This window comes from Aeromonas sp. FL131, assembly GCF_049860615.1.
GTDB classification, from domain to species: domain Bacteria; phylum Pseudomonadota; class Gammaproteobacteria; order Enterobacterales; family Aeromonadaceae; genus Aeromonas; species Aeromonas hydrophila.
This window is the reverse complement of the sequence record NZ_CP187595.1, coordinates 3,464,046-3,487,500: the sequence shown is the minus strand read 5'-3', so window position 1 is coordinate 3,487,500 and position 23,455 is coordinate 3,464,046. Positions and strand designations below refer to the sequence as shown.

The following is a 23,455-nucleotide window of genomic DNA, read 5'->3' as shown; positions in this document are numbered from 1 at the left end:
CACTGTTTGGGCTAGGGGGTCATCCCGACTTACCAACCCCATGCAAACTCCGAATACCAGTAAGTAATATCCGGGAGACACACGGCGGGTGCTAACGTCCGTCGTGAAGAGGGAAACAACCCAGACCGCCGGCTAAGGTCCCAAAGTTCTGGTTAAGTGGGAAACGATGTGGGAAGGCTCAGACAGCTAGGATGTTGGCTTAGAAGCAGCCATCATTTAAAGAAAGCGTAATAGCTCACTAGTCGAGTCGGCCTGCGCGGAAGATGTAACGGGGCTCAAACCAGGCACCGAAGCCGCGGATTCACGCTAAGCGTGAGTGGTAGGGGAGCGTTCTGTAAGTCTGCGAAGGTGTGTCGAGAGGCATGCTGGAGATATCAGAAGTGCGAATGCTGACGTAAGTAACGATAAAGGGGGTGAAAAGCCTCCTCGCCGGAAGACCAAGGGTTCCTGTCCAACGTTAATCGGGGCAGGGTGAGTCGACCCCTAAGGCGAGGCCGAAAGGCGTAGTCGATGGGAAGCAGGTTAATATTCCTGCACGACTTGTAATTGCGATGGGGGGACGGAGAAGGCTAGGTGGGCCAGGCGACGGTTGTCCTGGTGAAAGTGCGTAGGTGGTGTTTCTAGGCAAATCCGGAGACACAACACTGAGACACGAGACGAACGCACTACGGTGCGGAAGCCATTGATGCCCTGCTTCCAGGAAAAGCCTCTAAGCTTCAGATTACAAGTCATCGTACCCCAAACCGACACAGGTGGTCGGGTAGAGAATACCAAGGCGCTTGAGAGAACTCGGGTGAAGGAACTAGGCAAAATAGAACCGTAACTTCGGGAGAAGGTTCGCTCTTGACAGTGAAGTCCCTTGCGGATGGAGCAGTTGGGAGTCGCAGTGACCAGATGGCTGGGACTGTTTATCAAAAACACAGCACTCTGCAAACACGAAAGTGGACGTATAGGGTGTGACACCTGCCCGGTGCCGGAAGGTTAATTGATGGGGTTAGCGCAAGCGAAGCTCTTGATCGAAGCCCCGGTAAACGGCGGCCGTAACTATAACGGTCCTAAGGTAGCGAAATTCCTTGTCGGGTAAGTTCCGACCTGCACGAATGGTGTAACCATGGCCATGCTGTCTCCACCCGAGACTCAGTGAAATCGAATTCGCCGTGAAGATGCGGTGTACCCGCGGCTAGACGGAAAGACCCCGTGAACCTTTACTACAGCTTGGCACTGAACATTGAACCTACATGTGTAGGATAGGTGGGAGGCTTTGAAGGCGTGACGCCAGTTGCGCTGGAGCCGTCCTTGAAATACCACCCTTGTATGTTTGATGTTCTAACGCAGGCCCATGAATCTGGGTCGCGGACAGTGCCTGGTGGGTAGTTTGACTGGGGCGGTCTCCTCCCAAAGAGTAACGGAGGAGCACGAAGGTTGGCTAATCCTGGTCGGACATCAGGAGGTTAGTGCAATGGCATAAGCCAGCTTAACTGCGAGACGGACAGGTCGAGCAGGTACGAAAGTAGGTCATAGTGATCCGGTGGTTCTGAATGGAAGGGCCATCGCTCAACGGATAAAAGGTACTCCGGGGATAACAGGCTGATACCGCCCAAGAGTTCATATCGACGGCGGTGTTTGGCACCTCGATGTCGGCTCATCACATCCTGGGGCTGAAGTCGGTCCCAAGGGTATGGCTGTTCGCCATTTAAAGTGGTACGCGAGCTGGGTTCAGAACGTCGTGAGACAGTTCGGTCCCTATCTGCCGTGGGCGTTGGATGATTGAAGGGAGTTGCTCCTAGTACGAGAGGACCGGAGTGAACGAACCTCTGGTGTTCGGGTTGTCACGCCAGTGGCACTGCCCGGTAGCTAAGTTCGGAATCGATAACCGCTGAAAGCATCTAAGCGGGAAGCGAGCCCTGAGATGAGTCATCCCTGACCCCTTGAGGGTCCTAAAGGGCCGTTGGAGACCACAACGTTGATAGGTGGGGTGTGTAAGCGCGGCGACGTGTTGAGCTAACCCATACTAATTACCCGTGAGGCTTAACCATACAACACCCAAGAAGTGTTCTAAGGCTTGTAGCAAATACGAACGAATTACTTACATCAGCTTTCTCAGATTGAAGAATTTGCCTGGCGGCCATAGCGCCGTGGAACCACCTGAACCCATGCCGAACTCAGAAGTGAAACGCGGTAGCGCCGATGGTAGTGTGGCATTCGCCATGCGAGAGTAGGACACTGCCAGGCACCCAACACGAGAAACCCCGCTCATCTGAGCGGGGTTTTTTATTGCCTGCAATTCAGTGTGTTGACTGATAATGTACCTCGAATGCCTTTTCGCTTTGACGACCTTCTCTTTCCGACTCAACAGAACGACCCATTTTCTGTTCGATATTTATCCATTGGCTCCTGGCGCTGGATATAAAAAGCACAGAATGTGATGCCTCTACCTTTCTTGTGATGCCTGCTCTGCTTTAATTCGTCTGCCCACGTTCGATGGGCCAAGGAATCACAATAATCTGAGGAATGGACACATGTTCAAAAGAACAGTAACGATGATGCTGGCGGCGGGAACCCTGGTATTAGGCGGTTGCGCATCTCACGGTGGCGCTGAGCAAGCGGCTGCGGACAACAGCGATTTCGGTGGCAAGTCCATCTACCTGCGTGGGGAGATGAACGACTGGATGGCAACCGACGCGAGCAAGGTGGTCAAGGTCGCCGACAAGCTCTACATGGCCAAGGGAACGCTCAAGAAAGAGTGGGCTCCCTACAAGTTCAAGTTCGCCGACTCCGGCTGGAGCTGTGGCACCAACTTCGGCTACAAGAGCCCGAGTGATGGTGTTGCCGTGCTGGGTGGTGAAGCCGTGCCGGTCAACCCCTGCTCCAAGTATGAAGACATGAAGTTCTCGCCGGATGCGGATGGCGTCTATGAGTTCTATCTGAACATGGCGGGCGATACCCCGACCGTGTACGTCAAGAAACCCTGATCTGGACCGGGAAGCACGTTTCCCGGGCGATGAATCGGTTCAATGCCCCGGCCCAGCCCACTGCTGGCCGGGGCGTTTTTTTAGGATGATACAGGCTCTCTCGTTATTGAAAATACTACATATAGTGTTTTTATTTTGTTTGTTCGCTATTGGTTGTGTTTGTTGCTACTGTCGTGACGTTGTTCCATTCACATGAGGTTGATTGAACATGGCTAAATCCAACCCGGTGCAGGAGAGTGAGATCGCCTCTCGCCTGATCCCCCTACAGGACACTTCCTTCGAGATCTGGGATAGCAAGTATCGTCTCAAGAGCAAGGATGGCGTCCCCATTGATGGCACGATCGATGAAACCTACCAGCGGGTCGCCCTTGCCCTGGCTGGCCAGGAGTCGCAGCCGGACGTCTGGTATGAGCCTTTCCTGTGGGCACTGCGCAACGGTGCCATTCCGGCGGGCCGCATCACTTCCAATGCGGGAGCCTTCGAGCACAAGCCGGCGACCTCGACCATCAACTGCACCGTCTCCGGCACCATCGAAGATTCGATGGACGATATCCTCGGCAAGGTGCACGAAGCGGGACTGACCCTGAAAGCCGGTTGTGGCATCGGCTATGATTTTTCAACCCTGCGTCCGCGCGGTGCCTTTGTCTCCGGTGCCGGGGCCTATACCTCGGGCCCGCTCTCCTTCATGGATATCTACGACAAGATGTGTTTTACCGTCTCGTCAGCCGGTGGTCGTCGCGGCGCCCAGATGGGCACCATGGATATCCGTCACCCCGATGTGGTCGAGTTTATCCAGGCCAAGCGGGAGGATGGCCGTCTGCGTCAGTTCAACCTCTCTCTGCTCATCACCGAAGAGTTCGTCAAGGCGGTGAAAGAGGATGTCCCCTGGCAGCTTATCTTCCCCTACACCGCCAGGGAGGTGGAGCAGGACGGCATAGCACTGGACGATCCCGCTCAGGTGTTCTGGGCCGACTGGCCGAACAGGGAAGGGGTGGTGTTCAACGAGCTGGGGCAGGTCGCCTGCAAGGTCTACAAGACCCTGCCGGCACGCAAGCTGTGGAACGTCATCATGACATCCACCTATGACTATGCGGAGCCCGGTTTCATCCTGATCGACAAGGTCAACCAGATGAACAACAACTGGTTCTGCGAGGAGATCCGCGCCACCAACCCTTGTGGTGAGCAGCCTCTGCCCCCCTATGGCGCCTGCCTGCTGGGCTCGGTCAACCTGACCCGGTTCGTGCGCGACCCCTTCACCGAACAGGCCGCCTTCGACTGGTCTGCGTTTCGCAAGGTGGTGGCTATCTTTACCCGCATGCTGGACAACGTGGTGGAGATCAACCAGTTACCGCTTGCCAGGCAGCGTGAGGAGATCATCAGCAAACGCCGTCATGGCATGGGCTTCCTCGGCCTCGGCTCGGCCCTCACCATGCTGCGGATAAGATACGGCTCTGCCGCCGCCGTCGCCTTTACCGAGCAGGTATCTCAGGAACTGGCCCTGACCGGCTGGCGCGAGTCCCTGGCATTGGCGAAGGAGAAAGGCCCGGCCCCCATCATGGAGCAGGAGTTCGAGGTGACTGGCAAGCTGCTGCGGCTGCGCCCCGAGATGGCGGCAGACGGTATCAAGCTCGGTGACAAGGTGAAGGGCAAGCTGCTGCACGCCCGTTACAGCCGCTACATGCAACAGGTGGCCGAGGTGGATCCCGCCCTGGTTGCCGAGCTGGCCGAGGTGGGGGGGCGTTTCACCCACCACAGCAGCATTGCACCGACCGGCACCATTTCGCTATCGCTGGCCAACAACGCCAGCAACGGCATCGAGCCGAGCTTTGCCCATCACTACAGTCGCAACGTCATCAAGCCGGGCAAGAAGAGCAAGGAGAGCGTGGATGTCTACTCCTATGAGCTGCTGGCCTACCGCGGGCTGGTCAATCCGGCTGCCATGCCCTATGCCGAGGATGAGGCGACCCGGTTGCCGGATTACTTCATCACCGCCGACGACATCAGCCCGGCCCAGCACGTAGACATTCAAGCGGCGGCCCAGCGCTGGATCGACTCCTCCATCTCCAAGACGGCCAATGTGCCGACCGACTTTCCGTTCGAGCAGTTCAAGGACATCTACCTCTATGCGTCGGATTCGGGGCTCAAGGGCTGCACCACTTTCCGGTTCAACCCGGCAGCTTTCCAGGGGGTGCTGGTGAAGGAGCAGGATCTGGAGAACACCCTGTACGAGTTCACCCTGGAGGATGGCTCGGTCGTCACGGCGAAAGGGAACGAGGAGATCGAATACGATGGCGAGCTGCACACCGCTGCCAACCTCTACGATGCCTTGAAAGAAGGCTATTACGGTAAATTCTGAGGACGAGCGCATGGTCAAGAAAATCGACAGGAAAATCGTCGCCTACCAGGTGAAAACCCGGGATGAACCGCAGCAACCCCCTGTGCAGGATGACGTGGTTCACATGCACGAGACGGTGTTGCGGCCGGAGCGGTTGATGGGCACCACCTACAAGCTGAAGACGCCGGAACATGTCTCCGAGCACTCGCTGTTCATCACCATCAACGACATCATTCTCAACGAGGGGACGGTACACGAGACTCGGCGTCCGTTCGAGATCTTCATCAATTCCAAGAGCCTGGAACATTACCAGTGGATAGTGGCGCTGACCCGCATCATCTCGGCGGTGTTTCGCAAGGGGGGGGACGTCACCTTCCTGGTGGAGGAGCTGCGCTCGGTGTTCGATCCCAAGGGCGGCTACTGGAACAAGGGCAAGTACGTACCCTCGCTTATCGCCGAAATTGGCAACGTGATCGAAACCCATCTCACCGAGATAGGCATGCTCAAGGTGGCCGGGCTGGATGAACACCAGCAGGCGTTCCTGGCCGACAAGCAGGCCGAGTTGCAAGCCCGGCAACAAGCTGACGAGCAGCAGGCCGGCAGCGGCTTCCCACCCGGTGCGGCGCTTTGCTACAAGTGCCACAGCAAGGCGCTGGTGCAGAAGGATGGCTGCATGACCTGTCTCAATTGCGGCGATTCCAAGTGCGGTTGAGTGATTGAGCGCAGACAACAGGCCGGCCTTGGTGCCGGCCTTTTTCATTGCTGCTTTTCTGTTCGAACGCACCGGCGGTACACGCGATTTGTTGCGCGATAGTAAAATCGGGCGTAGCGTTGGGGGTAATAAAACTGTCACGGCCGTGTGGTTTCAATGACATCTGAGATTCACACACGTGGCACCTTCAGTGCCAAGGAGGATGCTTATGGACAACACGGACCGAAAGCTGTTTATCCTGGATACCAACGTTCTGCTTCACGAACCCCTCGCCATCTACTCCTTCAAAGAGCACGACGTGCTCATCCCCATGACGGTGCTGGAAGAGCTCGACAACATCAAGGATCGCCACAAGGACGTCAGCCGCGATGCGCGGGTGGCCATCCGGGCGCTGGAGGATGTATTCCGCGATGCAACGCCGGAACAGATTGCACAGGGGGTCGCGCTGGCGGGCGAGGCGAGCGGTCACATCTCCATCTTCAGTGACCACCATCTGCCGCAGGATGCCGAGGTGTTCACCGACAAGGAGGCCGACAACCGCATCATCAACGCGGCCCTCTACCTGCAAAAGCACGAGTTGAAACGTCAGGTGGTGCTGGTCACCAAAGACATCAACATGCGGCTCAAGGCGAAGGGTGCCGGGCTTGCCCACGTCGAGGATTACCGCAGCGACCAGCTGATCGACGACATCCGCCTGCTGGCCAAGGGCTTTCAGGTGGTGCCAGGCAGCTTCTGGGAGCGGGTCGGCGAGTGCGACAGCGAGACCCATGGCCGCGATACCGTTCACGTCATCGATGCCAACCTGCTGGAGGGCATTCACGTCAACCAGTACCTGATCGATGAAGAGAACTTCTTCGCCGCCCGGGTGCTCAGCCACGACAGCCAGAAGATCCGCATCAAGGATCTGGGGCGCGAACGGCTGATGTCCCGCAAGGCGTGGGGGGTTCATCCCAAGAACGTCTATCAGGGGATGGCGCTTGATGCGCTGCTCGATCCGCACATCGACCTGGTGATCCTGACCGGCCCGGCGGGCTGCGGCAAGACCCTGCTGGCCATGGCCGCCGCGCTGGAGCTGGTGATCGAGAAGGGGATCTACGAGAAGGTGATCGTCACCCGAAATACCCCGGAAATCGCCGAGAGCATCGGCTTCCTGCCTGGCACCGAAGAGGAGAAGATGATGCCCTGGCTGGCGGCGGTGACCGACACCCTGGAGGTGCTGCACAAGCAGGACGAAAACATGAGCGGGTCCCTCAGCTACATCATGGAGAAGGCCAACATCCAGTTCAAATCGGTCAACTTCATGCGCGGGCGCAGCATCCAGAACACCTTCGTGCTGCTGGACGAGTGCCAGAACCTGACCGCGTCCCAGATCAAGACCATCATCACCCGCTGCGGCGAAGGCACCAAGATCGTCTGCTCCGGCAACCTGGCCCAGATCGACTCCAACTACCTGAGCCCGGTGACCTCGGGTCTGACCTACATCGTCGAGCGTTTCAAAGACTTCGACGGCAGTGCCAACATCTTCCTGAACGGGGTGGTGCGCAGCAAGCTCGCCTCCTTCGCCGAGGAAAACCTCTGATTTGACTGACTATCTTCGTATGAAAAAGGGAAGCCACTTGGCTTCCCTTTTTTGATCCCGCCACCAGTTCAGTGTCCTTGGGTCATTGTCCAAGATAGCGCAGCAGCCCGGGGTGGTCGCTGTTGTGCAGGATATCCGGCGTACCCTGCAGGGCGATGCGCCCCTCGTCCACGAACAACACTTGATCGGCAATGAGCTGGGCATCCTCCGGGTTGTGAGACACCATCAGCACGGTAATACCCTGCTCGCAGGCAAGCCTGGCCACTTCCGCCAGCATCTCCCGGCGCAGGGCCGGATCGAGCGCCGAGAAGGGTTCATCCAGCAGCAGCAGCGGCTTGCCCCGCACCAGGGCGCGGGCCAGCCCGACCCGCTGTTGCTGGCCGCCGGAGAGCTGTTCCGGCAGCCGAGTGAGCATTTCGCCGAGGCCGACCCGGCTCGCGGCATCCTTCACCTGGGCCCGTTGGGCTGCATTCAGGCGCAGACCGGGGTGCAGGCCGATGGCGATGTTGTCGAACACCGACAGGTGCAGGAACAGGTTGTGATCCTGAAACAGGGTGGTGACCGGTCGCGCGGCCGGGCCCAGCGGCAACATATCCTCGCCATCGAAGTCGAGGGTGCCGGACTCTACCGGCACGAAACCGGCGATCATGCCGAGCAGGGTCGACTTGCCAGCACCGCTCGGGCCGATAAGCGCGGTGATCTCCCCCTTGGGCAGGGTGGCGCTGAAGCTGACGCGCCAGTCCGGGTAGCTGGTGACCAGTTGATCAATATTCAGCATGTTCTCTTCTCCAAGGGGCTGCTCGGCCGGCCGGAGCGGCCGAATAAACGGTTGGGGCGTGCGCTTCAATGTTCGGCATGCTTGCCTCCCAGGCCACGTTCAATCAGCCAGAACAGGGAGAAACAGAGGATCAGCAGCAGCAGGGCGGTGGCGGCCGCCTCGGTCAACCGGTAGCTGCCGAGCTGCTGATAGAGCAGCCAGGGCAGGGTGGTGAGCTCCTGGCTGCCGAACATGGCGATGGCGCCGAGGTCCCCCAGTGACAGGATCATCGAGAGCGCGGCCGCCTGGGCCAGCGGGCGGCGCAGCAGAGGCCACTCCACCAGCCGCAGGCGATGCAGACCGCGTACCCCCAGGCTGTCGGCCAGCCGGTCGTACTGGCGCACCACCAGCTGCATGGGGGCGGAGAGGGTACGCAGCACATAGGGCAGCGCCATCAGGGCATTGACCAGCACCACCAGCCAGGGGCCGAGGGCGAACACGTCAGCGAACGGCATGAACAGGATGAACAGGCCGGTGGAGAGCACCACCGCCGGGATCATCAGGATCACCGAGCCGCTGGCCTCCCACAGGGCGGCGGCTCGCCGCTTGCGATTCCGCACACGCAGGTGACGGCTGGTGAGCAGCAGCGCACTGCCGAGCAGGGTGGCCAGGCTGCCTGCCGCCAGCGCGATCAGCAGCGACTGGCCGCTGGCCAGCCACAACTTGCTTGAGGTCAGCGCACCCGGCAGGCCGGGGTTGAGACCGGCTACCACGATGGCCAGCAAGGGGGGCAGGAACACGGCCAGCCCGATCCCGAGGGCGAGGGCGTCCACTAGACCGGTTCCCGGCTGATGGCGATCCGGGCGCAGGCAGGGACGGCGGGCGCTGATCCGGCTGGCCGGGCTGCTCTGCAACTTGTGTTGCAGCATCAGCAGACCCGCGGTGAGGAGCAGCTGCACCAGCGCCAGCCCGCCGGCGGTGGCGAGATCGAAGTCAAAGCGCAGTGCCTGATAGACGGCCACCTCCAGAGTAGTGGATTTGGGGCCGCCCCCGAGCGCCAGCACTGTGGTGAAGCTGGTGAAGCAGAGCATGAAGATGAGGCTGGCCAAGCCTGGCAGCTGGGCCCGGATCAACGGCCACTCCAGCAGCCGGAAAATATGGGAGGAGCGCATGCCGAGCTGGCTGGCGAGGCGCCAGGAGGACTCGGGAATGCTCTCTATGCTCTGCAGCAACAGGCGCGCCGCCAGCGGCATGTTGAAGAAGACGTGGGCCAGCAGGATGCCGAGCAGGCCATAAAGGTAATTGCCGGGGGCGAGCCCCAGTCCGTGCAGCAGCTGTGGCAACCAGCCCTGCTTGCCATGTACCGCGACGATGCCGAAGATGGCAATGATGACCGGCAATACCAGCGAGAGGCCAAACAGTTTGAGCAGCAGGCGGCGACCGATGAAACGGCGCCGCGCCAGCGCGCGGGCCACCGGAATGGCCAGCCCTAGGCTCAGCAGGGTGGAGAGCAGTGCCTGCCAGAGGCTGAAGCCCAGCACGTGGCGCAGGTAGGGGTCGGCCAGCAGGGTACGGGGCGCCAGCGCCCCGGCCTGCCACAACAGGGCCGCCAGCGGCCCCAGGGAGAGCAGCAGGATGATCAGGGTGGCGGCACTGCCTGGCAGCCACCAGAGGGGGCGAGCCTGCGCTCTGGCGAAGATACGGCTCACTGGGTGACGGCTTGCAGCCACTCGCGGATCCAGTTCTTGCGGTTGGCGGCCACCTCATCGCTGCTGAAGGCGAGCGGCTTGGCTACGGTGATCATCTGCTCGAAGCCCTTGGGCAGCGGTGTGTCGATCACCGGATACATCCAGTTGCCGGTGGCCATCTCGTTCTGGAACGCGGGGCTTGTCATGAACTGCAGGAACTTATCCGCCAGCTTGCCCTGGGTGGCGCTGCTGAGCTTGGCGGCCACTTCCACCTGGCGGTAATGACCCTCCTCAAACGCCGCGGCCTGATACTGAGGTTTGTTTTCGGCAATCAGGTGATAGGCCGGGGAGCTGGTGTAGGAGAGCACCATGTCCGCCTCGCCATCGAGGAACATGCCGTAGGCCTCGGACCAGCCCTTGGTGACGGTGACCGTCTTCTTGGCCAGTTGCGCCCAGGCGGCAGGTGCCTCATCCCCGTAGACCGACTTCATCCACAGCATTAACCCCTGACCCGGGGTGGAGGTGCGCGGATCCTGATAGATCACCTTGAGGTCCGGGCGCTCTACCAGCTCTTTCAGGCTCTTGGGCGGGTTCTTGAGCTTGCTCTGGTCGTAGACGAAGGCGAAGTAGCCGTAGTCGTAGGGGACGAAAGTATCGTCCTGCCAGCCGCCCGGCACCTTGACCCCGTCCAGCTTGCTGCCATGGGGGGCAAACAGGCCGCTCTGTTTGGCTTCGCTGACGAGCGCATCGTCCAGCCCCAGCACCAGATCGGCCTTGCTGTGTTTGCCTTCCAGCCGCAGCCGGTTGAGGATGGCCACGCCATCTTCCAGCGGCACCAGTTTGAGGGTGCAGCCGCACTCTTTCTCAAAGGCCTGTTTGATCTTGGGACCGGGTCCCCACTCGGCGGTGAAGGAGTTGTAGGTGTAGACGGTGAGGGTGTCGGCCGCGAAGGCCTGGGCACTGAGCAGGCTGGTGGCGACCAGCAGCAGGGTTTTCATGAGCGGCACTCCCTTAGCAATGAGGTGCCAGCGGATGAGGGCGCAAAAAATGAGCGCCATGCCTCAAATTCCTCCGCCAGCATTATCTGGATCAGGTTCACGGGTATAATCTCAGCGGTAAACCGCACCCCGTTTGAGAAACGAACCGCATTGTATTAACGTTCTTGGGGGGAGGCCAGCACAATTGTTCCTGCGGGCCAGCGAGACGGCGTCAGACAACAGAGGATGTTCGCGTGATCACCAGCACCAAGGAAAGACGCGCCTTCCAGCGCATGATAATCAATGCCCCCGTCACCATCTTTCAGCAACAGCAGGTACTGGAAGGGGTCTGCCGGGATCTCAGCGCCAACGGCATGGGGATCGCCGTCGCCGAGCATCAGCTCGATGTGAGCCAACCCATCCGGGTGAGCCTGGCCACCAACAACAACCTGCTGCCCCCCTTCGAGGCGCAGGCCCGCATCATCCGGGTGCTGGAAGAAGAGGATGGACTGCTGCTGGCCATCGAGTTCCAGGCCCTTGCCTGACGGCCGTCACACCCTTCGTCATGCATCGACCAGCCCCGCGCTGGTCGATTTCATTCTGGCGTATTTCCCTTGGTTTTCACGACGGCCCGACGGGCGGCATTATTTATCCGCGCGAACCGGCTGCACGCTCAGCTGCTTGCTGTCGATGAGGGTCTTGCTGGTTGGTGCCAGCTGACCCATTGCCAGTTGAGCCGGGCCGGTGGGCTCCATCAGCAGATAGGTTTCCCCTTCCCGGTTCAGGGTGGCCTCACCCGGCTTGGCTGGCAGCGCCACTCCCAGCAGGGCATGACCCGGCACGAACACCATGGCCTGTTTCAATTCGGGAAAAAGCTGGGCCAGCATGGCGGCCATCAGGGTCACCTTGCTGTCGCAGTCACCCTGATTCTGCTCCAGCACCTGGCGCGGGCTTAAAAAGCCCTTCCCCTGGCGTCCCGACTGGCTGTCGAGCAGCTGATAGGGGATGGACTGCACGAAGTCGAGCATATGGGCCACCGTCTTCTGGCGAGCTTCGGTCTCGGTGCTGCCCTGCTGCTTGAGCTGCTCGGCCAGCGGTGCCAGCTCGCTGCGACTCTCCAGCGCGATGCGCACATGGTCCTGCTTGATGGCGGCGGCGCCGTCGGGGGCGGTGAAGGGCTGGAAATAGTGCTGCTTGAGCCACTCGGCTTCCAGCTTGTCCCGTTGCTGGCTGAGCCAGCCCATGGCCTTGTTGACCTGCTCGGGCTGGCGCCCCTTGATTTTGAGCTCCATCTGGGGGCGAGAGAGGGAGAACTGTACGGTGGGAAACTCGGCCATCCCCTGTTTCAGCAGGCTCTGCAGCACGTCCTCCTGCATGCGGACCGGCCGATAGGCAATGAGTGGCGGCAGCTTACCCGCTTCCAGCCGATAGGTGAGCTGCTGTGCCTTGCCATCCTTGTCCTGCCAGCCGACGTTGAGCTGCCCGCCGCTGCTGTTGAAATAGGTCTGCCCGGCGCAGACCGGCAGCGCCAGCCAGAGGCCGCAGAGCAGGGGGAGGGCGATCGTCATCTTCATTCGAGTGTCCCATCGGGCATGCAGAAGTGGCCGGCCATGCGTGTAGCCTGGCCTGACAATAAAACAGGGAGCCTCGGCTCCCTGTTGATTCTACTCGTTTTATGGCACCTGATGGGTCAAATCCAGCTCGGCTGCTTCGCCTCGAAGGCGCTGATGGCGGCTTCGTGTTGCAGGGTCAGGCCGATGGCATCCAGCCCGTTGAGCAGGCAGTAGCGGCGGAATTCATCGATCTCGAAATCGAAGCACAGGCTACCTGCGCGCACCTGATTGGCCTCCAGATCCACTTCGATCTCGATGCCCGGCTGGGCGGCAACCTGCTGGAACAGGGCCTCGACCTCCTTCTCCTGCAGGCGCACCGGCACCATGCCGTTGTTGATGGCGTTGCCGTAGAAGATATCGGCAAAGCTCGGGGCAATGATGGTCTTGAAGCCGTAGTCCGCCAGCGCCCAGGGGGCGTGCTCACGGCTCGAGCCGCAGCCGAAGTTCTCGCGGGCCAGCAGGATGCTGGCGCCGGCAAACTGCGGCTGGTTGAGCACGAACTCGGGGTTGGGCTGCTCCCCTGCATCGTCGAGGAAGCGCCAGTCGTGGAACAGGTGCTTGCCAAAACCGATGCGGTTTACCTTCTGCAAAAACTGCTTGGGAATGATGGCGTCGGTGTCGACGTTGGCGCTGTCGAGGGGGACGACGATCCCTTTATGCTGTTTGAAGCCTGTCATCTTGTTCTCCTCGTAATTACAACGCGCGAATATCGGCGAAGTGGCCGGTGACGGCTGCTGCAGCAGCCATGGCCGGGCTCACCAGATGGGTGCGGCCGGCACGGCCCTGACGCCCTTCAAAGTTGCGGTTGCTGGTGGAGGCGCAGCGCTCCCCCGGTTGCAGCCGGTCGTTGTTCATGGCCAGACACATGGAGCAGCCGGGCAGGCGCCACTCAAAGCCTGCCTCGATGAAAATCTTGTCCAGACCCTCGGCTTCGGCCTGGGCCTTCACCTGTTCGGAGCCCGGCACCACCAGCGCCTGCACGCCAGCGGCGACCTTGCGACCGCGGGCGATGGCGGCGGCGGCGCGCAGATCCTCGATGCGGCTGTTGGTGCACGACCCGATGAACACCTTGTCGATGGCGACATCGGAGAGCTTCTGGCCCGGCTGCAGGTCCATGTAGGCCAGCGCCTTGCGGGCGGACTGCTGCTCCATCAGATCGCTGAAGGATTCCGGCGCCGGAATGGGTTCATTGACGGCGATCACCTGCCCCGGGTTGGTGCCCCAGGTGACCTGCGGGGCGATGTCGGCGGCGTCGAGCACTACCTCGGCATCGAAGTGGGCACCTTCGTCGCTCTTGAGGCTCTGCCAGTAGGCGATGGCCTGTTCCAGCGCCTCGCCCTTGGGAGCGAACTCCTTGCCGCGGATGTAGTCGATGGTGGTCTGGTCGGGGGCGATCATCCCCGCCTTGGCGCCCAGTTCGATGGCCATGTTGCACACCGTCATGCGCCCTTCCATGGTGAGCCCTTCGATGGCCTCGCCAGCGAACTCCACCACATAGCCGGTACCGCCGGCGTGGCCGACCCGGCCGATGATGGCCAGCACCACGTCTTTGGCGCTGATGCCCTCGGCCAGTTTGCCATTGACCGAAATGCGCATGGTCTTGGCGCGGCCCTGTTTCAGGGTCTGGGTGGCCATCACATGCTCCACTTCGGAGGTGCCGATGCCGAACGCCAGCGAGCCGAAGGCGCCGTGGGTGGCGGTGTGGGAGTCGCCGCAGACGATGGTGGTACCGGGCAGGGTGATGCCGAGCTCGGGGCCCATCACGTGGACTATGCCCTGGTATTGGTGGTTCAGGTCATACAGACGGACCCCGAACTCCTTGCAGTTGGCGGCCAGCGTCTCCATCTGGATGCGGGCCATCTCGCCGGAGGCGGCGATGTCCTTGGTGGTGGTGGAGACGTTGTGATCCATGGTGGCCCAGGTCAGATCCGGGCGGCGCAGCTGGCGGTTCATGGCGCGCAGGCCGTCGAATGCCTGCGGGCTGGTCACTTCATGCACCAGGTGGCGGTCGATGTAGATGAGGGGTGTTTCCCCTTCCACTTCCCGGACCACGTGGGCGTCGAATACTTTCTGATAGAGGGTCTTGGCCATTGCTCGGTTTCCTTGTTATCGATGCCGTGGGGTCAGATGCGCGCGGCGATCTGGCTGCCCATCTCGGCCGTGCTCTGCACCGGGTGACGGGCGCTGGCCTGATGCAGGTCGGCGGTGAAGTAACCCTCGGCCAGGGTCTGGGCCACGGCCTGCTCGATGGCCTGGGCGGCGGCTTCCATCCCTAAGCTGTAGCGCAGCATCAGGGCGGCGGAGAGGATCTGGGCTATGGGGTTCGCAATACCCTTGCCGGCGATATCCGGCGCCGAGCCACCGGCCGGCTCGAACAGACCGAAGCCCGACTCGTTGAGGCTGGCGGATGGGAGCAGCCCCATGGAGCCGGTGATCATGGCGCATTCGTCGGAGAGGATGTCACCGAACAGGTTGGAGCAGAGCAGCACGTCGAACTGGGACGGATCCTTGATGAGCTGCATGGTGGCGTTGTCGATGTACATGTGATTGAGTGCCACGTCCGGATAGGACTTGGCGACTTGCGTCACCACCTCGCGCCACAGAATGGAGGAGGCGAGCACGTTGGCCTTGTCGATGGAGGTGACCTTGGCCTTGCGCACGCGGGCGGATTCGAAGGCTATCTTGGCGATGCGCTCGATCTCGAAGCGATGGTACACCTCGGTGTCGAATGCCTTCTCGGTGGGGCCTTCCCCTTCACGTCCCTTGGGCTGACCGAAGTAGATGCCGCCAGTCAGCTCGCGCACGCAGGCGATGTCAAAACCGCGATCCGAGATGTCGGCCCGCAGCGGCGAGAACTGCTCGAGGCCGGTGTAGATGCGGGCCGGACGCAGGTTGCAGAACAGCTTGAAGTGGGCGCGCAGGGGCAGCAGGGCGCCGCGTTCCGGCTGATCGTTGGGGGGCAGGTGCTCCCACTTGGGGCCGCCTACCGAGCCGAACAGCACCGCATCGGCCGCTTCACAGCCTGCAATGGTGCTCTGCGGCAGCGGGGTGCCGTGGTTGTCGATGGCGATGCCACCCACGTCATGGCGCTCGTAGTCGAGGGCGAAGCCGAATCTGGCCTGCACCTTTTCCAGCACCTTGACGGCCTCGGCCATCACTTCCGGGCCAATGCCGTCACCCGGCAATACTGCGATCCGATAACTGCTCATACTCACACGCTCTCCGTATTGATCTTGTCTGTTTTTGCGACGTTGCGTTCCATCTGTTCGGCCACCTGATCGGCGCGCCAGATGCTGTTGATCACGTGGATCAACGCCTGGGCGGAAGACTCTATGATGTCGGTGGCCAGGCCCATGCCATGGAATTTGCGGCCCTTGTACTGTGCGACTATGTCGACCTGGCCGAGGGCGTTCTTGCCTTCCCCCTTGCCCTTGAGTTCGTACTTGTCGATGCTGATCTCGTAGCCGGTGATGCGGTTGATGCACTGGTAGACCGCGTCCACCGGGCCGTTGCCGGTGGCGGCTTCGCTGACGATCTCCTGGCCCACCTTCAATTTCACCGAGGCGGTGGCCATCACCGAGCTGCCGCTCTGCACGCCGAGGTACTCCAGCTTGAAGTGCTCCGGCTCTTCGTGGATCTGGCTGAAGAAGGCGAGCGCCTCCAGATCGTAATCGAACACCTGCCCCTTCTTGTCGGCCAGGGTGAGGAACTTGCCGTAGAGATCGTCGAGGTCGTAGCTGCTCTCGGCGTAGCCCATGGACTCCATCCGGTGCTTGATGACGTGGCGGCCGGAGCGGGAAGTCATGTTGAGGTTGTTCTGGGTGAGGCCGATGCTCTCCGGGGTGATGATTTCGTAAGTGTTTTTCGCCTTGAGCACACCGTCCTGATGGATGCCGGAGCTGTGGGAGAAGGCGTTGGCCCCGACGATGGCCTTGTTGGGCTGCACCGGCATGTTGCAGAGCTGGCTGACCAGGGCGCTGGTGCGATGAATTTCGCTGTGGCGGATGTTGGTGTGCACCCCGAGCAGGTCGGCGCGGGTCTTCAGGATCATCGCCACCTCTTCCAGCGAGCAGTTGCCGGCCCGCTCGCCGATGCCGTTGATGGTGCACTCGATCTGGCGGGCCCCCATCTGCACGGCGCCGATGGAGTTGGCCACCGAGAGGCCCAGATCGTCGTGGCAGTGCACCGAGATGATGGCCTGATCGATGTTGGGTACCCGGTTGAACAGGGTCTGGATGATGCCGGAGAACTCGGTCGGTACTGTGTAGCCCACGGTGTCGGGGATATTGATGGTGCGAGCACCGGCCTTGATGGCGGCCTCCACCATGCGGCACAGGTTGTCTATCGGGGTGCGGCCCGCATCCTCGCAGGAGAACTCCACGTCGTCGGTGTAGCGGCGGGCATGCTTGATGGCGTTGACCCCCATCTCCAGCACGTCTTCGAAGCTCTTCTTCAGCTTGCTCTCGACGTGGATGGAGGAGGTGGAGATGAAGGTGTGGATGCGAAAGGCTTCGGCGACCCGCAGGGCTTCGCCGGCGGCGTCGATGTCCTTGGGCAGGGCGCGGGCGAGAGCACAGACCCGGCTCTGCTTGATGTGGCGGGCGATGGTCTGCACCGATTGAAAGTCGCCGGGGGAGGAGACCGGGAACCCCACCTCCATGACGTCGACACCGAGCCGTTCCAGCGCCTGGGCGATCTGCAGCTTCTCCTTGACCGTCAAGCTGGCCGCCAGAGCCTGCTCACCATCGCGCAGGGTGGTGTCGAATATGATGACCCGATCTGACATGTGACTTCCCTCTTCCTAAGTTCGGTGACGTGCATCCTGCGTTGGCATAAAAAAACCCGTGCAGGGTGCACGGGTTTTTGTAAATTCCGGCTATGCCTGAGCCCGGCTACAAGGATCCCGCGCGACTGGTCGCGATTAGGGAGATTAGTAGTAGCGGAGCGGCAATACGCATGATGAATCAATCCTTCCAGTCGATAACGCTTTTACCAATATCGAGATTTTTATGCTGTGTCAACCGCGCAGACCCGGTTCATTTCGCTGGTTTATTTAATCGGATTGTAAAGGAGTGCAAATTTACTTGTCCCATATTCGGCCCTTGCACGATTATCTGGTCATTCCTGCTGTACTCGATCATCTGTGCAATCAGATCGACTTGTCAGTTTTTGCTGAATTATCCGAGGTATTAAATGGAAAAACGTAGACCTGGTCGTCCGGTCGGACGTTCTGACATTCGTGACAAGTTGCTCTCTGCCGCCCGTGAGCGTTTTCTCAACACCCCCTACAGCAAGGTGACGACCCGTGAGATCGCCGAGCTGGCTGGCTCCAATCTGGCGATGATCCACTACTACTTCGGCAGCAAAGAGGGTCTCTACAAGGCGGTGCTGGGCGATGTGGCCGAGCCGCTGGACCAAGCCTGGCACGATGAGGCCGGCAACCGCAGCCTCAACGACCTGCTCAACACCTACTATCAGGTGATGGCGCCCAACAGCGAGCTGACCTCCGCCATCTCCAGCGCATTATCGACCGAGAAAAGCCCTGGTCGGGATTTTGTGCTGAACCGTCTGCTGGAACGCCAACTGCCCCAGTTCGATGCCTTGCTGGAGTCCATGAAGAACAACGGCGAACTGGGTGACAATCTGGATCCCGAGATGCTGAAGATCTCCTTCCTCAGCATGATGTGGCAGCCGTTCGTGATGAAGGATCTCTACGAGCAGGTGTTCGGCCTGACTGTGGATGAACACTTCATGGCCCGCCTGGCGGATCACAACTGCCGTCTGATGGAAAACGGTCTGCGCGGCACCCTGAACTGATCATTTGCCACCTAGACAGCAAAAAGGGCCATTCGGCCCTTTTTTCATAAATCTGTTATCCCACGTTCAACCAAGTGTCACCCCGTCGCCCTAGTCTGCTCTAAGACTTCAGGGAAGGAGGGGTTATGAACAAGATCCAGCAATGGGACCTGCAGGTGTGCCGTATCTGCCTGCTGCACGCCTACAACCGGCCACAGGCCAGGATCAGCCGGCTCATCTCCCGGACCGGTGATGGCCCGCTCTACGCCGTGCTGGCGGCCCTGCTCTGGTGGCAGGGGGAGGCCGAGCGCGAGCTGGTGAAGCTGGCGCTGCTCGCCTTCGCCTTCGAGCTGCCGCTCTACCTGCTGCTGAAAAACCTGCTCAAGCGCCAGCGCCCGGTGGGGCTGCCGGTCTTCATCACCCCTTCCGATCGCTACAGCCTGCCCTCCGGCCACACCGCCGCCGCCTTCCTGATGGCAACCGTGCTGGCCGCCAGCTTCCCGCTCTGGGCCCCCTTGCTGTTTGTCTGGGCCGCGTTGGTGGGGGCGTCCCGTCTGCTGCTCGGGGTGCACTATCTGAGCGATCTGGTGGCCGGCGCCCTGCTCGGCGGTGGCTGCGCCCTGCTGGCGCTCGGCTGGGGCCAATGATGAGGATCCTGTTCGGGGTACAGGGCACTGGCAACGGTCACATCAGCCGCAGTCGTACCCTGGCGCGGGCGCTGCGAGCCCGTGGTCTGGAGGTGGACTATCTGTTCAGCGGCCGTCCCGCAGACGGCTATTTCGAGATGGCCGAGTTCGGCGATTATCGTGCCTTTCCCGGCATCACCTTCGTCAGCCACGAGGGGGCCATCTCGGGCTGGCGAACCCTCAAGGGGCTCTCGCCGCTGCGCTTCTGGCGCGACATGCGGGCACTCGACTGCCGCGACTACGATCTCGTCATCAGCGATTTCGAGCCGATCAGTGCCCACGCCGCCCGCCGCTGGGGCAAGCCGAGTCTCACCATCAGCCACCAGGCGAGCTTCGACTGGCCCATTCCGCGCTGGGGGGAGAGCGGCTTCAACCGTCAGCTGATGCGCCGTTTCGCACCGGTGCGTCAGGCACTTGGGTTGCACTGGTTTCACTTCGGCCAGCCCTTGCTGCCGCCCATCATAGACGCCATCCCGCCTGCACCCGACAATCAGCAGATCCTGGTTTATCTGCCGTTTGAGCAGACCGAGGCGATCGCAGCGCTGCTGTCACGCTTCAACCAGCAACGCTTCGTCTGCTTTCATCCGGCCATTCGCAGCGCGAGTCAGTGGCGCAACATAGCGTTCGAGCCGCAGGCCAGGGAGGGGTTCAAGCAGATGCTGGCCGGCTGTCGCGGGGTCATCACCAACGGTGGCTTCGAGCTCGCCTCGGAGGCGCTCTCCCTTGGCAAGAAGCTGCTGGTCAAGCCGCTGGGGGGCCAGTTCGAGCAGTTGACCAACAGCAAGACCCTGGAGCTGATGGGGCTGGCCCGTCTGATGGATGCGCTCGATGCCAACGCGGTGCGGGCCTGGCTGGATGCCGCCGCCCCTGGCCAGATTATCTACCCCGATGTGGCCAGCGAGCTGGCGGGCTGGCTGGCGGACGGAGCGCAGGAGAGCGTGCCGGCGCTCTCTCGCCGGCTGTGGGCTCGCACCTTGTTCCCGGAAGAGGTGTGCGATCGGCTGAGCGAACTGGAGGGGGGCAGCCCGCTAAACAGCAGTTGGTTATCGCAAGTGAGCGCCTTTGACTAGACTGAGAGGGATCCCACCAAGGAGAGGACGGACACCATGCGCTTTACCAATGAAAACGGCGATACCATGAATCTGGCGGACAATCTCACCCTGCACGAGCTGCTGGACATGGGGGTCAGTATCTCGGTCTGCGAGGAGACGGATCCGGATCAGCAGATCTGGCTGGCGGAGCCGGAAGAGGATCACTGATCCCCTGCCAGGCTTGCGGGCCCACCCTGGCGGTGGGCTTATTTTTTTCCATTCAGGGCGGCCGTGACAGCATGATCCGCTGGTCATTCCCCCAACTTCCTCGCATTGTACCCACCCTTTTTCTCAAGTCACTGAATGTTAATAGCTGTTTGAAATTTATGACTGTTCTGGTCAGACAAAGCCGTGGACAAGCGTTCACAAGCGGGTTAAGTTGGTTTTTCACCCGCTTTTCGGGTGAATGATGGAAAAAACCTATTTTTCTACTATCGACAGCGCCGAACTCGCCGGGTCCGTATTCAGACAACAACAATGCACGGACCGGCGGTGCCGGGAAGCAGCGGACTGCCGATAGCTTTCGCTTAACGGAGCAAAGCCTGGAGGGCTTTATCATGGAGATGTTATCAGGCGCCCAGATGGTGGTTAGAGCGCTGGAAGATCAGGGAGTTGAGCACGTTTTCGGCTACCCTGGTGGCTCAGTGCTCGACATCTATGACGCTCTCTTTGAAAACGGCAAGATGGAGCATGTCCTGGTGCGGCACGAACAGGCCGCAGTGCACATGGCGGACGGTTACGCCCGCTCCACCGGCAAGGTGGGCACAGTGCTGGTGACCTCGGGTCCCGGCGCCACCAACTGCATTACGGGGATCGCGACCGCCTATATGGACTCCATCCCCCTGGTGATCCTGTCCGGCCAGGTGCCGACCAGCATGATCGGGGAGGATGCATTCCAGGAGACCGACATGATCGGCATCTCCCGCCCGGTGGTGAAGCACAGTTTCCTGTGCAAGAAGGCCAGCGACATTCCCGACGCCATCAAGAAGGCCTACTACATTGCTGCCAGCGGCCGCCCGGGGCCGGTGGTGGTGGATCTGCCCAAAGACGTGCAGAACCCGAAAGAGAAGTTTCCCTATCAGTATCCCGAGACGGTGTCCCTGCGCTCCTACAATCCGACCAAGTCGGGCCACAAGGGGCAGATCAAGCGGGCCGCCAAGCTGCTGGTGGAGGCCGAGCGTCCGGTGATGTACGTCGGCGGCGGCGCCATCAATGCCAATGCGGATCACCTGGTGACCAAGCTGGCGGAGCTGTTGAACCTGCCGGTGACCACGACCCTGATGGGGTTGGGGGCCTTCTCCGGCACCCATCCGCAATTCATCGGCATGCTGGGCATGCACGGTACCTTCGAAGCGAACAAGACCATGCACAACGCGGATCTGATCTTCGCCGTGGGTGCCCGCTTCGATGATCGTGTCACCAACAACGTGGCCAAGTTCTGCCCCAACGCCACCATAGTCCACATCGACATCGATCCCACCTCCATCTCCAAGACGGTGCAGGCTCATGTGCCCATCGTGGGCTCGGTGGAAACCGTGCTGGAGCAGATGTTGGAAGTGATCCGCGAGTGTGGCTTCGACAACGACAAGCAGGTACTGGCGGATTGGTGGAGCCAGATCGGCCAGTGGCGCTCGCGCAACTGCCTGGCCTACGAGACCCACCCCACCCTGATCAAGCCGCAGCAGGTGATCGAGACCCTCTACAAGGTGACCAAGGGGGAGGCGTTCGTGGCCTCCGACGTGGGCCAGCACCAGATGTTTGCCGCCCTCTACTACCCGTTTGCCAAACCGCGCCAATGGATCAACTCCGGCGGTCTCGGCACCATGGGCTTTGGCATTCCCGCCGCCATGGGGGCCCAGTTTGCCAACCCGGAAGCCGTGGTCTGCTGCGTCACCGGCGACGGCTCGGTGCAGATGAACATCCAGGAGCTCTCCACCTGCATGCAGTACGGGGTGCCCATCAAGATCATCTCCATCAACAACCGGGCGCTGGGCATGGTCAAGCAGTGGCAGAAGATGTTCTACGGTGGCCGCCACAGCCACTCCTACATGGAGTCGCTGCCTGACTTCGTCAAGCTGGCGGAAGCCTATGGCCACGTCGGCATCGCGGTGAGCGATCCGGCCGAGCTGGAGAGCGCCATGGAGAAGGCCTTCGCCATGAAGGATCGGCTGGTGTTCATGGACATCTCGGTCGACCCGGATGAGCACGTCTATCCGATGCAGATAAAGTTCGGTGCCATGGACGAGATGTGGCTGAGCAAGACGGAGAGAACCTGACGATGGAACATATTATTTCGGTCGTGCTCAAGGAACTCAAGTTTGGTTCCATCAAGGACGAGATGTGGCTGAGCAAGGCGGGGGAAACATCATGAGACATATAATTTCCGTTCTGCTGGAGAACGAATCCGGCGCCCTGAGCCGGGTGGTGGGCCTCTTCTCCCAGCGCGGCTACAACATCGAGACCCTGACGGTGGCCCCCACCGAGGATCCCACCCTGTCGCGCATGACCATCGTCACCATGGGTGACGAGCGGGTGCTGGAGCAGATCCAGAAGCAGTTGCACAAGCTGGTGGACGTGCTCAAGGTATGCGACTTGAGCGAGGGTGAGCACATCGAGCGGGAGATCGCGCTGGTCAAGGCGCGCGCCGCCGGTGGTGGTCGTGACGAGCTGAAACGGCTGGCAGATATCTTCCGCGGCCAGATCGTCGACGTCACCCCCGAGCTCTACACGGTGCAGCTGGTGGGTACCAGCGACAAGCTGGACGCCTTCATCAAGACGGCCGCCCAGACCAACGAGATTATCGAAGTGGTGCGCTCCGGTGTCTGCGGTATCTCCCGTGCCGACAAGGCGCTGCGCCCCTGAGTAGATGGCTGGCGGGTTTGTTGTCCAAAGGGGCTCTTCGGAGCCCCTTTTTCATGGGCGCAAGGCGGTGCAGGGGAGTGGGCCGGGTCTGTCATTTTCTTTCAAATGATCGGTAAACTATCCACAAAAGCTGTGGAAAAGTCTGTAGATTAGCGGTGTGTCTGACGTTAGTGTGCTGATCTTAAAGAAGTATTTGGATCTGATCTCCGCTGGGGCGCAATTGTGCAATCGCCTCTGGCGGGTGTGAGCGTTTGCTTATCCCGCCGCCCTTGCCGGGCTGGCCTCTGAACGAGAAGGCGGGATCCGAACTGGATCCTGATTTGATCTCGCGGATCAACATCTGCCCGTCAGCCATAAAAAACCCGCCTTGCGGCGGGTTTTTCAACA

Annotated in this window: 19 protein-coding genes, 2 rRNA genes and 1 riboswitch (1 of these 22 running past the window's edge); of the genes, 13 read left to right on the top strand and 8 right to left on the bottom strand. The window is 60.8% G+C overall.

Going from position 1 to position 23,455, the window contains the following annotated elements; translation table 11 throughout:
- From ACPW75_RS16115 to ACPW75_RS16090, 6 genes are all read left to right on the top strand, one after another.
- Window positions 1-2,036: ribosomal RNA gene (locus tag ACPW75_RS16115) — 23S ribosomal RNA — on the top strand (it extends 853 nt beyond the left edge of the window).
- Window positions 2,037-2,117: 81 nt separating this feature from the next.
- Window positions 2,118-2,232, top strand: a 5S ribosomal RNA gene (rrf, locus tag ACPW75_RS16110).
- Between the two features lie 287 nt (window positions 2,233-2,519).
- Window positions 2,520-2,972 (top strand): pullulanase, encoded by a 453-nt coding sequence (locus ACPW75_RS16105; RefSeq protein WP_011704809.1) that lies wholly within the window; start codon window positions 2,520-2,522, stop codon window positions 2,970-2,972.
- A gap of 208 nt (window positions 2,973-3,180) precedes the next feature.
- Window positions 3,181-5,328, top strand: a complete 2,148-nt coding sequence (locus ACPW75_RS16100) for an adenosylcobalamin-dependent ribonucleoside-diphosphate reductase (protein ID WP_077097673.1) — start codon at window positions 3,181-3,183, stop codon at window positions 5,326-5,328.
- A gap of 10 nt (window positions 5,329-5,338) precedes the next feature.
- Window positions 5,339-6,019, top strand: a complete 681-nt coding sequence (locus ACPW75_RS16095) for an NrdJb (RefSeq protein WP_017410266.1) — start codon at window positions 5,339-5,341, stop codon at window positions 6,017-6,019.
- A gap of 208 nt (window positions 6,020-6,227) precedes the next feature.
- Window positions 6,228-7,598: a PhoH family protein gene (locus ACPW75_RS16090; RefSeq protein WP_011704812.1), complete on the top strand. Its 1,371-nt coding sequence runs from the start codon at window positions 6,228-6,230 to the stop codon at window positions 7,596-7,598.
- A gap of 82 nt (window positions 7,599-7,680) precedes the next feature.
- Here ACPW75_RS16090 and thiQ read toward each other — a convergent pair whose 3' ends face one another.
- The 3 genes from thiQ to thiB all read right to left on the bottom strand — a co-directional run bounded on the left by thiQ (window position 7,681) and on the right by thiB (window position 11,041).
- Complete coding sequence (gene thiQ / locus ACPW75_RS16085; protein WP_077097657.1) at window positions 7,681-8,376, bottom strand: thiamine ABC transporter ATP-binding protein; 696 nt, start codon at window positions 8,374-8,376, stop codon at window positions 7,681-7,683.
- Between the two features lie 65 nt (window positions 8,377-8,441).
- The gene (gene thiP / locus ACPW75_RS16080; protein WP_077097659.1) at window positions 8,442-10,064 is read right to left on the bottom strand and encodes a thiamine/thiamine pyrophosphate ABC transporter permease; all 1,623 of its coding nucleotides are present in this window, start codon (window positions 10,062-10,064) and stop codon (window positions 8,442-8,444) included.
- On the bottom strand, window positions 10,061-11,041 hold the full coding sequence (gene thiB, locus ACPW75_RS16075; protein WP_029301744.1) for a thiamine ABC transporter substrate binding subunit: 981 nt from the start codon (window positions 11,039-11,041) through the stop codon (window positions 10,061-10,063). The genes thiP and thiB overlap by 4 nt, the downstream gene beginning before the upstream one ends.
- Before the next feature lie 51 nt (window positions 11,042-11,092).
- Window positions 11,093-11,183, bottom strand: a riboswitch (TPP riboswitch).
- Window positions 11,184-11,274: 91 nt separating this feature from the next.
- Here thiB and ACPW75_RS16070 point away from each other — a divergent pair.
- The gene (locus tag ACPW75_RS16070) at window positions 11,275-11,565 is read left to right on the top strand and encodes a PilZ domain-containing protein (RefSeq protein WP_017410271.1); all 291 of its coding nucleotides are present in this window, start codon (window positions 11,275-11,277) and stop codon (window positions 11,563-11,565) included.
- Between the two features lie 99 nt (window positions 11,566-11,664).
- On the opposite strand, the gene ACPW75_RS16065 is transcribed toward ACPW75_RS16070, so the two are convergent.
- The 5 genes from ACPW75_RS16065 to leuA form a co-directional block, all read right to left on the bottom strand.
- Window positions 11,665-12,594, bottom strand: a complete 930-nt coding sequence (locus ACPW75_RS16065) for a transglutaminase-like domain-containing protein (RefSeq protein WP_077097661.1) — start codon at window positions 12,592-12,594, stop codon at window positions 11,665-11,667.
- A gap of 116 nt (window positions 12,595-12,710) precedes the next feature.
- Entirely contained in the window at window positions 12,711-13,310 is a 600-nt protein-coding gene (gene leuD / locus ACPW75_RS16060) for a 3-isopropylmalate dehydratase small subunit (RefSeq protein ID WP_077097663.1), read from the bottom strand.
- Between the two features lie 16 nt (window positions 13,311-13,326).
- Window positions 13,327-14,724, bottom strand: a complete 1,398-nt coding sequence (gene leuC / locus ACPW75_RS16055; protein WP_077097665.1) for a 3-isopropylmalate dehydratase large subunit — start codon at window positions 14,722-14,724, stop codon at window positions 13,327-13,329.
- A gap of 32 nt (window positions 14,725-14,756) precedes the next feature.
- Entirely contained in the window at window positions 14,757-15,842 is a 1,086-nt protein-coding gene (gene leuB, locus ACPW75_RS16050) for a 3-isopropylmalate dehydrogenase (protein WP_077097667.1), read from the bottom strand.
- A 2-nt stretch (window positions 15,843-15,844) separates the two neighbouring features.
- Window positions 15,845-17,419 (bottom strand): 2-isopropylmalate synthase, encoded by a 1,575-nt coding sequence (gene leuA, locus ACPW75_RS16045; protein ID WP_077097669.1) that lies wholly within the window; start codon window positions 17,417-17,419, stop codon window positions 15,845-15,847.
- Window positions 17,420-17,826: 407 nt separating this feature from the next.
- Here leuA and ACPW75_RS16040 point away from each other — a divergent pair, with 407 nt between their 5' ends.
- The 6 genes from ACPW75_RS16040 (at window position 17,827) to ilvN (ending at window position 23,068) form a co-directional block, all read left to right on the top strand.
- Window positions 17,827-18,450: a TetR/AcrR family transcriptional regulator gene (locus tag ACPW75_RS16040; protein ID WP_011704823.1), complete on the top strand. Its 624-nt coding sequence runs from the start codon at window positions 17,827-17,829 to the stop codon at window positions 18,448-18,450.
- Window positions 18,451-18,575: 125 nt separating this feature from the next.
- Window positions 18,576-19,076 (top strand): phosphatase PAP2 family protein, encoded by a 501-nt coding sequence (locus tag ACPW75_RS16035; protein WP_043162413.1) that lies wholly within the window; start codon window positions 18,576-18,578, stop codon window positions 19,074-19,076.
- The gene (locus tag ACPW75_RS16030; RefSeq protein WP_041217554.1) at window positions 19,076-20,185 is read left to right on the top strand and encodes an MJ1255/VC2487 family glycosyltransferase; all 1,110 of its coding nucleotides are present in this window, start codon (window positions 19,076-19,078) and stop codon (window positions 20,183-20,185) included. Before ACPW75_RS16035 ends, ACPW75_RS16030 begins: the two co-directional genes overlap by 1 nt.
- A 36-nt stretch (window positions 20,186-20,221) precedes the next feature.
- On the top strand, window positions 20,222-20,374 hold the full coding sequence (locus tag ACPW75_RS16025; RefSeq protein ID WP_011704826.1) for a hypothetical protein: 153 nt from the start codon (window positions 20,222-20,224) through the stop codon (window positions 20,372-20,374).
- 389 nt (window positions 20,375-20,763) lie between these two features.
- Window positions 20,764-22,482: an acetolactate synthase 3 large subunit gene (locus ACPW75_RS16020; protein ID WP_029301736.1), complete on the top strand. Its 1,719-nt coding sequence runs from the start codon at window positions 20,764-20,766 to the stop codon at window positions 22,480-22,482.
- Between the two features lie 91 nt (window positions 22,483-22,573).
- Entirely contained in the window at window positions 22,574-23,068 is a 495-nt protein-coding gene (ilvN, locus tag ACPW75_RS16015; protein WP_011704829.1) for an acetolactate synthase small subunit, read from the top strand.
- The last annotated feature ends 387 nt before the right edge of the window (window positions 23,069-23,455 follow it).

What these genes read in the sequence shown, in the direction of transcription:
- ACPW75_RS16100 (WP_077097673.1), top strand. Translation starts at nt 3,181, where the DNA reads ATGGCTAAATCCAACCCGGTGCAGGAGAGTGAGATCGCCTCTCGCCTG.
- ACPW75_RS16035 (WP_043162413.1), top strand. Translation starts at nt 18,576, where the DNA reads ATGAACAAGATCCAGCAATGGGACCTGCAGGTGTGCCGTATCTGCCTG.
- leuA (WP_077097669.1), bottom strand. Translation starts at nt 17,419, where the DNA reads ATGTCAGATCGGGTCATCATATTCGACACCACCCTGCGCGATGGTGAG.
- ACPW75_RS16095 (WP_017410266.1), top strand. Translation starts at nt 5,339, where the DNA reads ATGGTCAAGAAAATCGACAGGAAAATCGTCGCCTACCAGGTGAAAACC.
- leuB (WP_077097667.1), bottom strand. Translation starts at nt 15,842, where the DNA reads ATGAGCAGTTATCGGATCGCAGTATTGCCGGGTGACGGCATTGGCCCG.
- leuD (WP_077097663.1), bottom strand. Translation starts at nt 13,310, where the DNA reads ATGACAGGCTTCAAACAGCATAAAGGGATCGTCGTCCCCCTCGACAGC.
- ACPW75_RS16025 (WP_011704826.1), top strand. Translation starts at nt 20,222, where the DNA reads ATGCGCTTTACCAATGAAAACGGCGATACCATGAATCTGGCGGACAAT.
- thiQ (WP_077097657.1), bottom strand. Translation starts at nt 8,376, where the DNA reads ATGCTGAATATTGATCAACTGGTCACCAGCTACCCGGACTGGCGCGTC.
- ACPW75_RS16040 (WP_011704823.1), top strand. Translation starts at nt 17,827, where the DNA reads ATGGAAAAACGTAGACCTGGTCGTCCGGTCGGACGTTCTGACATTCGT.
- leuC (WP_077097665.1), bottom strand. Translation starts at nt 14,724, where the DNA reads ATGGCCAAGACCCTCTATCAGAAAGTATTCGACGCCCACGTGGTCCGG.
- ACPW75_RS16030 (WP_041217554.1), top strand. Translation starts at nt 19,076, where the DNA reads ATGAGGATCCTGTTCGGGGTACAGGGCACTGGCAACGGTCACATCAGC.
- ACPW75_RS16020 (WP_029301736.1), top strand. Translation starts at nt 20,764, where the DNA reads ATGGAGATGTTATCAGGCGCCCAGATGGTGGTTAGAGCGCTGGAAGAT.
- ACPW75_RS16105 (WP_011704809.1), top strand. Translation starts at nt 2,520, where the DNA reads ATGTTCAAAAGAACAGTAACGATGATGCTGGCGGCGGGAACCCTGGTA.
- ilvN (WP_011704829.1), top strand. Translation starts at nt 22,574, where the DNA reads ATGAGACATATAATTTCCGTTCTGCTGGAGAACGAATCCGGCGCCCTG.
- ACPW75_RS16090 (WP_011704812.1), top strand. Translation starts at nt 6,228, where the DNA reads ATGGACAACACGGACCGAAAGCTGTTTATCCTGGATACCAACGTTCTG.
- thiB (WP_029301744.1), bottom strand. Translation starts at nt 11,041, where the DNA reads ATGAAAACCCTGCTGCTGGTCGCCACCAGCCTGCTCAGTGCCCAGGCC.
- ACPW75_RS16065 (WP_077097661.1), bottom strand. Translation starts at nt 12,594, where the DNA reads ATGAAGATGACGATCGCCCTCCCCCTGCTCTGCGGCCTCTGGCTGGCG.